The following is a 12608-nucleotide window of genomic DNA, read 5'->3' as shown; positions in this document are numbered from 1 at the left end:
CGCTGACGAGAGTGCGGACCGCGCTCAGAGAGGTACGCGCAGTGCCCCGTCGATGAGTTCCGCGGCCTCGTTCGTCGCGGCGCATCCGCTGGCCACGAGGTGTTCCCGGACCGCGCGCAGCCGGTCGCGTAACCGCTGGGACTCCATCCCGCGAGCCCGCTCGGTCATCTCCACCGCGGTGGCGCCGGCCCGGTCCGCGTCGCCGGTGCGCAGCTCGATGTGGGTGAGCATGGCGAGCCGGTGCACCCGTCCCCGGTCGTGCGCGGGGGTGCCGACGGCGGCGGTGGCGTGCTCCCGGGCGCCGCCGAGGTCGCCGAGGCTCAGCAGCGCCTCGGCCACCTGGACGTTGACCAGGCCCGGCTGCACATAGCCGGTCTCGTCGGGCTCCTGGCCCGGCCGGATCCGGTCGGCTGCGGTCTCGGCCCGCCGGATGCAGGCCAGCGCCCCGGTGCCGTCGCCGAGCCGGGCGTACGCCTTGGCCTGCATGGCATACAGATCGGCGGCGAGCGCGGGGGTGATCTGGGTGCCCGCGGCGCGCAGCGCCGACTCGGCGAAGGCGACCGCCTGCCGGTACTCCCGCAGGAACAGCGACTGGTTGACCAGCAGCGCTATCACATAGGCGCCCAGTCCCCGGTCGCCGCTGGCCTTGGCGAGGCGCAGCGCCTGGTGGAAGTAGCGCTGGGCCAGGCCGTGGGCGTCGGAGTCGTAGGCGCAGATACCGGCGATGGCCACCAATCCGCCGGTGGCGCGGTGGAGTTGACGGCCGGTCTCGTCGGGGTAGCTGCCGCGCAGCAGGGGCGCGGTCTCGGCGTTGAGGAAGCCCACGACACGGGCCCGGGTCGCCACTCCCCCGGCCTTGCGGTACAGCTGCTCGTAGTGGGCGCGGGCCGCGCGCAGCATCTCGATGTCGGACATGCTGACGCGGGTCAGCCCGTGGCGGGAGACATCGGAGTCCTCGGGCGGGTTCTCCCACTCCCACACCGGGATGACGGCGGAGGTGCCGGTGACCGCGGGGGCGGCGATGACATGCGGGCGCTGCTGCTCGTCGGACCGCCACAGTGCGGTGGCCCGCTCGACGAACCCCGAGAGCGGGGTGGCGGGGGCGCGGGGGCTGCCGGGGGTGCCGAGCCCGATGTCGTCCAGAGTGAGGGCGCGGCGCAGCCGTTCGCCGAGCACCTCGCAGATCAGGTCCGGCACATGGCCGCGCGGACGCTGCCCCTTCAGCCAGCGCGCCACCGCGGTGTGTTCGTACCGCAGTGTCATGCCTCGTGCCCGGCCCGCCTCGTTGATGTGCGCGGCGAGGCCCGCATGGGAGATCCCGGCCTCGTCGAGTACGGAGTCGAGCAGTGTGTTGGGCTCCATCTCGCCCTCCCGGCGCCCTCGGTGGCGCCAGCGTAACGGAGGGGATTTCGCACGGGGTGTGAAACGGCCAGTGGCTCTCCGGACGGACGCTGGGCGGGCTCGCTGGAGTCCGGTGCGGTTCGGTCGCGCCCGAAGGGGCGCGGGGCTGTGTCGATGTGCGGCTCCGCCGCGTGGGCGCGGCCGGCCACAACGCGGCCGCGGACGAACGACCGCGCCTCGCGGCACTTCCCGCGGAGTGCCCAGGCCCTGTCCGGTGGATCTTTGAGGAGTAGCCCGCGGCGTCTGGTGCCGTGCGGCGCAAGGCGGAGGATCGCCCTCGTACTGGGCGTACTCGGGCGACTCCGACAACGCAGCGAGGTGCGGTGCCAGGCGTCGCGGGCCCGATGAGATCCGCCGGACAGGGCCTAGCGGTGCCGGGCATCGCCGGTTGGGACGGAGAGCGAGGGGGTGGCGGACAGCGGTCGGCGGTCGTTGCGCAGCGCCACCAGCGCGATGTCGTCGGCGAGCCGCCCTCCGGTGTGGCGCAGCACCGCCGAGCGCACCCCCTCGACCACCGTGGCCGGGACGATGGGCCCCGCACCCGCGGCCTCGGCGAGGGCGCGGCGCAGCGGGAAGAAGGTGCCGTCCGCGTCCCGGGCGTCCTCGGCGCCGTCGGTGTGCAGCACCAGCGCGTCCCCGGGGGGCAGCGGTGCGCAGTGGGCCAGGGGCAGTTCGGCGGGGAGCGGGAAGAGGCCGAGCGGGGGCAGCACCTCACCCGGCGTGGTCTGCCGGGCGGTGGCCGGGCCGACCGGCTGCTCCAGGAGCCGGTACGGCCATGGGTGGCCGCAGTTGAGCGCGGTGACCTCGCCGTCCGGGCCCACCTCCAGCAGCAGGACGGTCACGAACTCCTCGGCCTCGGGACTCTCCGGGGTGTACGCGCCGCCCGCGCGCTCGCGCAGATGGCGCTCCAGGGCGCGGTCCAGCCGCCGCAGGACGTCGCCGAGCCCGCGCTCCTCGTGGGCGGCCTCGCGGAAGCTGCCGAGGACGGCGGCGACGGTGCCGATGGCGGCGAGGCCGTGGCCGCGGGCGTCACCGATGACGGCGCGGAGGCCGTAGGGGGTGGCCAGCACCTCGTAGAGGTCGCCGCCGACCGCCGCGCCGCGGCTGGCCGACAGATGGCCGCCCGCCAACTCGATGCCCTCCAGACGGGGCGGCAGTGGACGCAGCACGGCCTGCTGGGCGGCGGCCGCCACCTCCTGGGCCCGCTCCAGTTCGCGGACCAGCCGGGAGTGGCGGCCGGTGGTCAGATAGCCGGCCGCGACCGCGGTGAGGATGGCCACGCAGGCGCCCACGCGGGCGCACGGGTGATCGGCGGAGCTCTCCGGTCCGGGGATGCCGAGCGGGACGAGGGCGAACAGCGCGCTCGCGCCGCCGAGCAGCATGCACCGTCTGCTGCCGGTGAAGGCGCAGGCGATGGCGGGCGAGGCGGCCAGGAGCTGGATCAGCCGTGGTCCGTAGGGACAGCTCAGCTCCCAGATGACGATGCTGAGCAGCCATCCGCACAGCAGCGCGGCGGCGGCCCTTCGCCCGCAGGGTGGGGCCGCTCCCGGCGGCCCGCCTCCCGCACTGCTTCCCCTCATGTGACGCCCCCGTTCACAGCCAATGAGACGGTCGGCGGGACCCTGGAGCCGATTTCTGACTCGGGTCCGACCTGCGCCGTGCGACCGGGACGATTCTCGCGACCGTCACTGCTAAATGGACCAGAGGCTTCCGATTCTCACCTGATCGTGTGAAGCCCTTCTCGAGTGGAGCCCGAACACCGCGCCGCGGGACGGACGGGAGAGCGAGCCACGCGCACAAGGGCGCGCCCCGCGCATGCGAGGCGCGCCCTTGTGCGGCGCACGACCGGAGTCAGCCGGTCGCAACGAGGCGTCAGGCGCCGCGGAGCACGGCTCCGGTGCGCTCGGCCGCGAGGGCCACCGCCGCGTCACGGGCCGCCGCGATCTCATCGGCGGTCAGCGTGCGGTCGGGGGCGCGGAAGCGGAGCGCGTAGGCCAGCGACTTCTTGCCCTCACCGAGCTGTTCACCGGTGAAGACGTCGAACAGCCGCAGGGATTCGAGCAGTTCACCCGCACCCTCGCGCAGCGCCGCCACCACATCGGCCGCGGCCACCGCGGTGTCCACGACCAGCGCCACGTCCTGGGTGGCCACCGGGAAGGTGGACACCCGCGGCGCCTCGAGGGTGCCGGAGCCCGCCTCCTCCAGACGGTCGAGCTCGATCTCCATGGCGCAGGTGCGCTCGGGGAGGCCGAGGGCCTTGGTGACCCGTGGGTGCAGCTCACCCGCGTTGCCCACCAGGATCTCCTGACCGTCCACGACGGCCAGCAGCGCGGCGCAGCGGCCCGGGTGCCACGGCTCCTGCTGGTCCTGGCGGACGATCAGCTCGACGCCCGCCTCACGGGCCACGATCCGGCCCGCCTCGACCGCGTCGGCCCAGCCCGCCGGGGTGTCCTTGCCCCACCATCCGGCCTGCTCCCGCGCGCCCGCCAGCACCACGGCGGCGCGGCGCGGCTGACGCGGCAGGGCGGCGTCCAGCCGCGCGATCTCCTCGTCCGTCGGACGGTGGTCCACCGGCAGGCTGACCGCGGTCGGCCGGGCTCCGCTGGCGCGGAAGACCAGACCGGTCTCGAAGAGCGCGAGGTCGTGGTCACCCCGGCCGTCGTTGCGTCGCAGCGCGCCGAGCAGCCCCGGCAGCAGGGTGGTACGCAGCGCGGGCTCGGTGTCGGCGATCGGGTTGACCAGCGTGACGAGGTCCCGGCGCGGGTCGTCGGCGGCCAGGCCGAACTGATCGAGCACCTCCTCGCCGATGAACGGGTAGTTGAGCGCCTCCACATACCCGGCACCGGCCAGCGCCCGGCCGACCCGGCGATGCAGCCGCTGACGCTCGGTCAGCCCGCGCCCGGCGGGCGGCTGCGGCAGCGTCGCGGGGAGGTTCTCGTACCCCTCGAGCCGGATGACCTCCTCGGCCAGGTCGTTGGGGTCGGTGAGGTCCGGCCGCCAGCTGGGCACCGTGACGGTGAGGTCGTCGGCGCCGTAGACATCGCAGCCGATCTGCTGGAGACGGCGCACCACGGCCTCCCGGCCGTACGCCACGCCCGCCACCCGGTCCGGGTGGTCGGCGCGCAGGATGATGGTGCGCGGGGCGCTGGGCGAGATGACCTCGGTGACGCCCGCCTCGGCGGTGCCGCCCGCGAGCAGCACCAGCAGATCGACGGTGCGCTGGGCCGCCGCCGAGGTGGCCTCCGGGTCCACCCCGCGCTCGAACCGCCGGGACGCCTCGGAGGACAGCTTGTGGCGGCGGGCGGTACGGGCGATCGAGACGGGCGCGAAGTGGGCGGCCTCGATGACGACCTCGGTGCTGCCGCGCACCTCTCCGGTCTCGGGGTCGGTCACCGCGTCCGCGATCTCGGTGTTGGCACCGCCCATCACCCCGGCGAGGCCGATCGGCCCGTTCTCGTCGGTGATGACCAGGTCCTCGGCGTCCAGCAGGCGCTTGGTGCCGTCGAGGGTGGTGAACTTCTCGCCCTGCTCGGCGCGGCGCACCCCGATCGCGCCGTTGACCCGGCCGCGGTCGTAGGCGTGCAGCGGCTGGCCGAGCTCGAGCATCACATAGTTGGTGATGTCGACGGCGAGGGAGACCGGGCGCATCCCCGCCTTCTGGAGGCGGCGCTGCAACCAGATCGGGGAGTGCGCCTGCGGGTCAAGACCGGTGACGGTACGGGCGGTGAAGCGGTCGCAGCCGACCGGGTCGGCGACCTTGACCGGGTAGCCGTGGCTGTTGGGCGCGGGCACGTCCAGCAGGGCCGGGTCGCGCAGCGGCAGCCCGTAGGCGGTGGCGGTCTCGCGGGCGACACCGCGCATCGACAGGCAGTAGCCCCGGTCGGGGGTGACGGCGATGTCCAGGACCTCGTCGACCAGCTCCAGCAGCTCGATGGCGTCGGTGCCGGGCTCGTACTGCGGCGGCAGCACGATGATGCCGTCGTGGTCGTCGGACATGCCCAGCTCGCTGGCGGAGCAGATCATGCCCTCGGAGACCTTGCCGTAGGTCTTCCGCGCGGAGATCGCGAAACCGCCGGGGAGTTCGGCACCGGGCAGCACCACGACGACCTTGTCGCCCACGGCGAAGTTCCGGGCGCCGCAGACGATGTTCTGCGGCTCACCGGTGCCGTTGGCCTCACCGACGTCCACCTGGCAGTAGCGGATGGGCTTCTTGAACCCCTCCAGCTCCTCGATGGCCAGGACGTGCCCCACCGCCAGGGGGCCCTTGAGGCCGGCACCGAGCTGCTCGACCGTCTCGACCTCCAGCCCGGCGGCGACGAGTTTGGCCTGTACGTCACGTCCGGTCTCACCGGCCGGCAGGTCGACGTACTCCCGCAGCCAAGAAAGCGGGACCCGCATCAGATCTCCATCCCGAAGGGCCGGGTGAAGCGCACATCACCCTCGACCATGTCTCGCATGTCTTCCACGTTGTGCCGGAACATCAGCATCCGCTCGATGCCGAAGCCGAAGGCGAACCCGCTGTACTTCTCCGGGTCGACGCCGCAGGCCACCAGCACCCGCGGGTTGACCATGCCGCAGCCGCCCAGCTCGATCCAGCCCTCGCTGGAGCAGGTGCGGCAGGGGCGGTCGGGGTTGCCGACCGACTCGCCGCGGCAGACGTAGCACAGCATGTCCATCTCGGCGGACGGCTCGGTGAACGGGAAGTAGTTCGGCCGCAGCCGGGTGGACATGCCCTCGCCGAACAGCGCCCGCACCATGTGGTCGAGCGTGCCCTTGAGGTCGGCCATGGTCAGCCCCTCGTCCACGGCCAGCAGCTCGACCTGGTGGAAGACCGGGGTGTGGGTGGCGTCCAGCTCATCGGTGCGGAAGGTGCGGCCCGGGCAGATCACATAGATGGGCGGCTCGCGGTCGATCATCGACCGGATCTGCACCGGCGAGGTGTGAGTGCGCAGCACCACGCCCGAGGGCTGGTCGTCCTGGTCGCCCCGTACGAAGAAGGTGTCCTGCATCTCGCGGGCGGGGTGGTCGGGCGGGAAGTTCAGCGCGTCGAAGTTGAACCACTCGGCCTCCGCCTCCGGGCCCTCGGCCACCTCGTAGCCCATGGCCACGAAGACGTCCTCGATGCGCTCGGAGAGGGTGGTGATCGGGTGGCGGGCCCCGGCCGGGATGCGGTCGTACGGCAGTGTGACGTCCACCGCCTCCTCGACCAGCACCCGTGCGTCCCGCTCCGCCTCCAGCTCCTCCTGGCGGACCTTGAGCGCCTGGTTCACCTGGCCGCGGGCCTGACCGACGCGCTTGCCCGCGTCCGCCTTGGCGTGCGGCGGCAGGGCGCCGATCTCGCGGTTGGCCAGCGCGAGCGGTGAGCGGTCACCGGTGTGGCCGACCTTCACCTCGCGTAGCGCCTGGAGGTCACCCGCGGCGGCGATGGCGGCGAGCGCCTCGTCCCGCATCCGGGCGATCTCTTCCGGTTTCAGTGCCTCGACCTCGACAGGGTCGTACGACTTATTGGGTGCCGACATCTCTTCCCGTACTTCCGATTGCTGGCTGCGCGACCCCGCTCGACGGCTGCTGCGACCACAACGGACCACAAGGGACGCCAAAGGTGCCAAAGCCCGAGTCTAAGGGGCGCGGGGGGTCTGCTGTTCCGCGGGAAGCCCGTGAGCGGCTCAGAGCAGATACGCCGGAGTGCCCACGGGCAGGGTAAATCGGAACTCGGCGCCGCCGCCGCGGGCCCGGCCGACGGTGATCGTGCCGCCGTGGGCCTCGACGATGCCCTTGACGATGTACAGGCCCAGGCCGGTGCCGCCGCGCTTGCTGCCCCGCCAGAAGCGGGTGAAGACACGGCTCATCGACTCCTCGGGGATACCGGGGCCCTCGTCGCTCACGGTGACGGCGGTCCTTTCCACAGCGGGGCCTTCCACGGCCGGGCCGTCCGCAGCGGGCCTGGCCGGTGCGGGTGCCACCTCAATGGTGACCGTTCCCTCCCCGTGGCGCACCGCGTTTTCCAGCAGGTTGCCCAGCACCTGATCGATCTTGTCCGGATCGGCCCACAGATCCGGCAACGGCCCCCTGACCTTGATCAGAAAGCGTTCGGCGCAGTGTCCGGCGGCGGTGAGCGCCTGCACATGGCGGCGGACCGCGGCGGCGACGTCCACCGGCTGGCGGCGCACCTCCAGCCGGCCGGAGTCGATCCGGGAGATGTCCAGCAGCTCGGCGATCAGCCGGGTGACCCGGTTGGCGTCGGCGTCGACCGTCTCCAGCATCAGCCGCTTCTGGTCGTCGGTGAAGCGCTCCCACTTCGCGAGCAGGGTGGCCGTGAACCCCTTGACCGAGGTCAACGGGGAGCGCAGCTCATGGGCGACGGTCGCGATCAGCTCCGCGTGGCTGCGCTCGGTACGGCGGCGCGCCTCGGTGCCGCGCAGCGAGATCACCAGCCGCTGCACCGGGCCGGTGGGGTACTCGCGGACGTACCGCGCGGAGACCAGGACCTCCCGGCCGCCGGGCAGCAGGAGATTGCGCTCCGGCTGGCCGACCCGGGTGGCCAGCCCGCCGTACGGATCGGTCAGCGCCCACCAGCGGCGACCGTCCAGGTCCTCTAACGGCAGGGCGCGCTCGAGCTGGGCGCCGATGGCGTCCTGGGGGTGGGTGGCGGTGATCCGGGCCGCCGCGGCGTTGAAGCAGGTGACGCGGCCGGTCTCATCGGCCACCACCAGGCCGTCGGGCAGGTCGTCGGAGTGCAGGCCGAACGCGGCTGTCATGTCGCCCAGCTCCGGCGGCCCGTCCTCGACGGCGGGCAGCCCCGCTCCGGGCGCGCGGGCGTCGGCCGCCCTGGCGCCGGAGGTCCTGACGTCCATCCCCACACCCCCTCCTGGGCCCCCAGAGGGGGCAACCCTACTAGGTCGGTGTGACGGAGCGGCACCCCGCGGGAGCACGCTGCGCACGCGCCGAGGCGTAGAGGCACACGGCGGCGGCCGTGGCGAGGTTGAGGCTCTCCGCCCTCCCGTGGATCGGAACGCGCACCACCTCGTCCGCGAGTGCGCGGGTCTCCTCCGGCAGCCCCCATGCCTCATTGCCGAAGATCCAGGCGGTGGGGGCGCCCAGCAGACCGTCGTCGAGCTCGGAGTCCAGGTCCCGCTCCCCCGCGCCGTCGGCGGCCAGCACCCGCGCCCCGGCCTCCTTCAGCCCACTCACCGCGCGCTCCACCGGCACCCCGACGGCGACCGGGAGGTGGAAGAGGGAGCCCACGGAGGCGCGCACGGCCTTGGGGTTGTACAGATCCACCGAGGCGTCGGTGAGCACCACGGCGTCCGCCCCGGCGGCGTCCGCACAGCGCAGTACGGTCCCGGCGTTGCCGGGGTCGCGGACATGGGCGAGAACGGCGACGAGCCGGGGGCGGGCGCGCAGGATCTCCGTCAGCGGCGAGTCCAGGAAGCGGCACAGCCCGACGATGCCCTGCGGGGTCACGGTGTCCGACATCTCCGCGACGACCTCGTCGGTCGCGGTGAGCACCGGGACGCCCGCGGCCCGGGCGGCGGCGACGATCTCCGCATGGCGTTCGGCGGCTTCGGGTGTCGCGTAGACCTCGATGAGGTGGTCGACGGCCTCCCGTACGGCCTGCGGCCCCTCGACGAGGAACCGCCGCTCCTTGCCGCGGAAGCTGCGCTTGGCGAGCCGTCGCGCCGCCGTGACGCGCGGCGATTTCAGGGAAGTCAGCTCAGGGGCCGCCATGGGGTGCGCTTTCTCGTGCGGTGTGGTGGAGACAGCCGGAGCCCGGCGCCGCGGAGCCGGATCGCGTCCGGCGGCGAGGGCTCACGGGGTGGTGGGCGCCGACACACGCGGACCCGCAGGTGAGTGATCACCTACGGGTCCGTGCCGGTACGGCTCAGCGCAGCGTTACGCGTCAGGCCGCCTTCGGGGCGTTGACGTCGCTCGGCAGCGCCTTCTGGGCCGCCTCGACCAGCGCGGCGAACGCGTTGGCGTCGTTGACCGCGAGGTCGGCCAGGATCTTGCGGTCCACCTCGATGTTGGCGGCCTTCAGACCCTGGATGAAGCGGTTGTACGTCATGCCGTTGGCGCGGGCAGCGGCGTTGATGCGCTGGATCCACAGCTGCCGGAAGTCGCCCTTGCGCTTCTTGCGGTCGTTGTAGTTGTAGACCAGAGAGTGGGTGACCTGCTCCTTGGCCTTGCGGTACAGGCGGGACCGCTGGCCGCGGTAGCCGCTGGCCTGCTCGAGGATCGCCCGGCGCTTCTTGTGGGCGTTGACTGCCCGCTTGACGCGTGCCACTTGTTTAACTCCTTGTACGGGGCCGCGGGTGACTCTTGCGGCCCGGAAACGAATAGGTCCCGGTCGGCTTGGCGCACACCCCGCCGCGGCGGGGCGGGGGCGTCACTTGCCGAGGAGCTTCTTGATCTTCTTGGCGTCGGCCGGGGCCATCTCGGTCTTGCCGGCCAGGCGGCGCGTCAACGTGGACGGCTTGTGCTCGAGAAGGTGGCGGCGACCGGCGCGCTGGCGCATGACCTTGCCGGAACCGGTGAGCTTGAAGCGCTTGCGTGCACCGCTGTGGGTCTTGTTCTTCGGCATGTCGCCGTTCACTCCTCGTCAGGGGCGCTGTCCGGGACCGGGCGGGCGCGGGGGTGACCGCGATCCGGCGTGCGGAAGCGTCTTGTGTTTCGGTTGGTCTCCGGAGCCGTGGGGGCACCGGGTGGGCGGTGGAGGCTCGCGCCTCGCGATCACGCCTCGGCGGGCTCCTCGGCGGGGCTGCCGCCCTGGCGCTCCGCCTTGCGGGCAGCCTGCGCCTCGCGGGCTTCGGCCATCGCCTCGGTCTTCTTCTTGTGCGGACCGAGGACCATGATCATGTTTCGGCCGTCCTGCTTCGGGTTGGACTCCACGAAGCCGAGCTCCTGGACATCCTCAGCGAGCCGCTGCAACAGCCGGTAGCCGAGCTCGGGCCGGGACTGCTCACGGCCACGGAACATGATCGTGATCTTGACCTTGTCGCCCTGCTTGAGGAACCGGACGACGTGACCCTTCTTGGTGTCGTAGTCGTGCGGGTCGATCTTCGGCCGGAGCTTCATCTCCTTGATGACCGTGTGCGCCTGGTTCTTGCGCGCCTCACGGGCCTTCATGGCCGACTCGTACTTGAACTTTCCGTAGTCCATGAGCTTGCAGACCGGCGGACGGGCGTTCGCCGCCACCTCGACCAGGTCGAGGTCGTACTCCTGCGCAAGCTCCAGGGCCTTGGCAAGCGGCACAATGCCGACCTGCTCGCCACTGGGACCGACGAGTCGCACCTCGGGGACGCGAATCCGGTCGTTGATGCGGGGCTCGGCGCTGATGGATCCTCCTCGGTTGCACCACGCGACCGCCTGGCGGACTGCCGCGTAACGTCTGTATCGGTTGAGACCACCGCGCCGTGACGCACAAAACGCCCCAGACGGTACACAGGCGGGGCTCCTCACTGACCGGGAGCACCGCCGCGATGTCACCGCGGGGCGCAGCCTGACCGATGACCTGCCGACCTGAGGTCGGGAGGTGGGAGCGTGGAGCCTCCACTTGTGGGCCGGGCACGCGAGTGACCGGCCGGTCGTTTACCTACCTTACCAGGACCGCGGAGTCTTGCTCACCGCGCCGCCCGGCCGATGTTCGGCACCCGCCCGGTACGAGCGGTTCCGGGCGGCCCCCTAGGCTTAGGCCGTGTCCTGCGGATCACCTCGGGCCCGCGACGCCTGGCACGGCACCTCGCTGCGTTGTCGGAGGCCTCCGAGTAGGCCCACTACGAGGACGCTCCTCCGCCTTGCGATCCACCGCACCAGACGCCGCGGGCTGATCCGAGCTGATCCACAAGACACGGCCTAGGCATTCCCCTCCTCCAGGAAGTGAGCCCCGCCCACCATGAGCGACGCCAACGCCGGGCAGCCGGCCCCCGACTTCGACCGGATGACCCGTGACATCGCGGATGTGCCCGCGGTCGAGGTGATCACGACGGTCGCGGTGCACCTGATGAGCGCCGCCGCGGTCAACCTGGGGCTGGCCGAGGAGGGGCCGCAGCACAAGGACCTGGACGAGGCCCGGAAGCTGATCAACGCGCTTGCGGGGCTGGTGACGGCGAGTGCCACGGAGATCAGCTCCTTCCACGCCGCCCCGCTGCGGGACGGCCTCAAGTCGCTTCAGCTCGCGTTCCGTGAGGAGTCGGTGGTGCCGGACGAGCCGGGCCAGGGGCCGGGCGAGAAGTTCACCGGCCCGGTCTTCGGCTGAGGCTCCGCGTGCGCTGAGCGATCTGGTCAGGCCGCCTCGGGGCCCTTGGCCTCGGGGCCGCCCGCCTCCGGCCGGTGCCCGCCGCGCATCCGGCCCCACGGCCCGACCCTGGGCGGCTCGGCCGCCTGCTCCTGCTGGGCCTGGCCCACCGGGCGCTGATGGGTGAACCGGTGCACCACCGCGGCCAGCACTCCGCCGACCATGGGCGCGACCAGGAACAGCCACAGCTGGGACAGCGCCCCGCCGCCCGCGAACAGCGCGGGGCCCAGGCTGCGCGCCGGATTCACCGACGCCCAGGTCAGCGGGATGCCGATCAGGTTGACCGCGGTGTAGGCGAGGCCCACCGGAATCGGCTCGACGCCGACCAGCGCCACCTTCTGGGTCACCGTGAGGAACACGAAGACCAGCAGAAACGTGAGCAGCACCTCGGCGAGGAAGGCCCCGCCCGCGCCCAGACCCACCGGTGAGCGGCCGCCGTAGCCGTTGGTGCCGAACGCGCCGGCGGTCTGGAGCCGCGGCACCTGCTTGGCCAGCAGGAAGAGGATCGCCGCGCCGATGATCCCGCCGACCAGCTGGGCCACCCAGTACGTGGCGGCCCTGCGGATGTCGATGCGCTTGGCCAGCAGCACCCCGAGGGTGATCGCCGGGTTGATGTGGCAGCCCGAGATACGCCCGAACGCGTAGGCGATCGCGATCAGCGTGAAGCCGAAGGCGAGCGAGATGCCGAGGGCGTTGATGTAGTCGCCGGCCAGGACCAGGGAACCGACTCCGAAGAGGACCAGCATCGCGGTCCCTATGCACTCCGCTACGACCGTTCTCGTCTCCATGGCGCTCTCCTCTTACCGATCGGACCGCCAGTTGCCCTATGCATTGTGGGGCGATTCGGGAGGTTTCGCCTGTTGGCTCGCTTACGGGCCGGGTCAGAGGGGTCGCGGCGGCTGATCCCGCGCCC

At 72.3% G+C, this 12608-nt stretch carries 11 protein-coding genes; 1 reads left to right on the top strand and 10 read right to left on the bottom strand.

Translation table 11 applies throughout. The annotated features are described in order from the left end of the window. Positions 1-24: 24 nt before the first annotated feature. The 9 genes from JK363_RS07230 to infC all read right to left on the bottom strand — a co-directional run bounded on the left by JK363_RS07230 (position 25) and on the right by infC (position 10737). Positions 25-1362 (bottom strand): NsdA family TPR-like regulatory protein, encoded by a 1338-nt coding sequence (locus JK363_RS07230; RefSeq protein WP_201872747.1) that lies wholly within the window; start codon positions 1360-1362, stop codon positions 25-27. 404 nt (positions 1363-1766) lie between these two features. After that, complete coding sequence (locus tag JK363_RS07225; RefSeq protein ID WP_201872745.1) at positions 1767-2981, bottom strand: PP2C family protein-serine/threonine phosphatase; 1215 nt, start codon at positions 2979-2981, stop codon at positions 1767-1769. A 292-nt stretch (positions 2982-3273) separates the two neighbouring features. Then, the gene (gene pheT, locus JK363_RS07220; protein ID WP_201872743.1) at positions 3274-5799 is read right to left on the bottom strand and encodes a phenylalanine--tRNA ligase subunit beta; all 2526 of its coding nucleotides are present in this window, start codon (positions 5797-5799) and stop codon (positions 3274-3276) included. Continuing rightward, positions 5799-6920 carry a phenylalanine--tRNA ligase subunit alpha gene (gene pheS, locus JK363_RS07215; RefSeq protein ID WP_201872741.1) on the bottom strand — a complete coding sequence of 374 codons (1122 nt, stop codon included), beginning with the start codon at positions 6918-6920 and terminating at the stop codon, positions 5799-5801. The genes pheT and pheS overlap by 1 nt, the downstream gene beginning before the upstream one ends. Positions 6921-7067: 147 nt before the next feature. Next, entirely contained in the window at positions 7068-8255 is a 1188-nt protein-coding gene (locus tag JK363_RS07210; protein ID WP_201872739.1) for a sensor histidine kinase, read from the bottom strand. A gap of 40 nt (positions 8256-8295) precedes the next feature. Then, a complete protein-coding gene (locus JK363_RS07205) occupies positions 8296-9129 on the bottom strand; it encodes a TrmH family RNA methyltransferase (protein ID WP_201872731.1) in 834 nt (277 codons plus the stop codon). 172 nt (positions 9130-9301) lie between these two features. Beyond that, on the bottom strand, positions 9302-9685 hold the full coding sequence (rplT, locus tag JK363_RS07200; protein ID WP_009713826.1) for a 50S ribosomal protein L20: 384 nt from the start codon (positions 9683-9685) through the stop codon (positions 9302-9304). A gap of 102 nt (positions 9686-9787) precedes the next feature. Next, positions 9788-9982 (bottom strand): 50S ribosomal protein L35, encoded by a 195-nt coding sequence (gene rpmI / locus JK363_RS07195; protein ID WP_019708837.1) that lies wholly within the window; start codon positions 9980-9982, stop codon positions 9788-9790. Positions 9983-10131: 149 nt separating this feature from the next. Then, entirely contained in the window at positions 10132-10737 is a 606-nt protein-coding gene (gene infC / locus JK363_RS07190) for a translation initiation factor IF-3 (RefSeq protein WP_201873701.1), read from the bottom strand. Positions 10738-11293: 556 nt separating this feature from the next. Between infC and JK363_RS07185 the strand changes: the two genes are divergently transcribed. After that, complete coding sequence (locus tag JK363_RS07185) at positions 11294-11656, top strand: DUF1844 domain-containing protein (protein ID WP_201872729.1); 363 nt, start codon at positions 11294-11296, stop codon at positions 11654-11656. Between the two features lie 26 nt (positions 11657-11682). Here JK363_RS07185 and JK363_RS07180 read toward each other — a convergent pair whose 3' ends face one another. After that, positions 11683-12483 (bottom strand): MIP family channel protein, encoded by an 801-nt coding sequence (locus JK363_RS07180; RefSeq protein ID WP_201872727.1) that lies wholly within the window; start codon positions 12481-12483, stop codon positions 11683-11685. Between the last annotated feature and the right edge of the window lie 125 nt (positions 12484-12608).

The sequence above is a fragment of the Streptomyces coffeae genome (genome assembly GCF_016741875.1).
Classification (GTDB): Bacteria; Actinomycetota; Actinomycetes; order Streptomycetales; family Streptomycetaceae; genus Streptomyces; species Streptomyces coffeae.
Note: the sequence above shows the minus strand (reverse complement) of the source record. Positions and strands in the feature narration are given on the sequence as shown.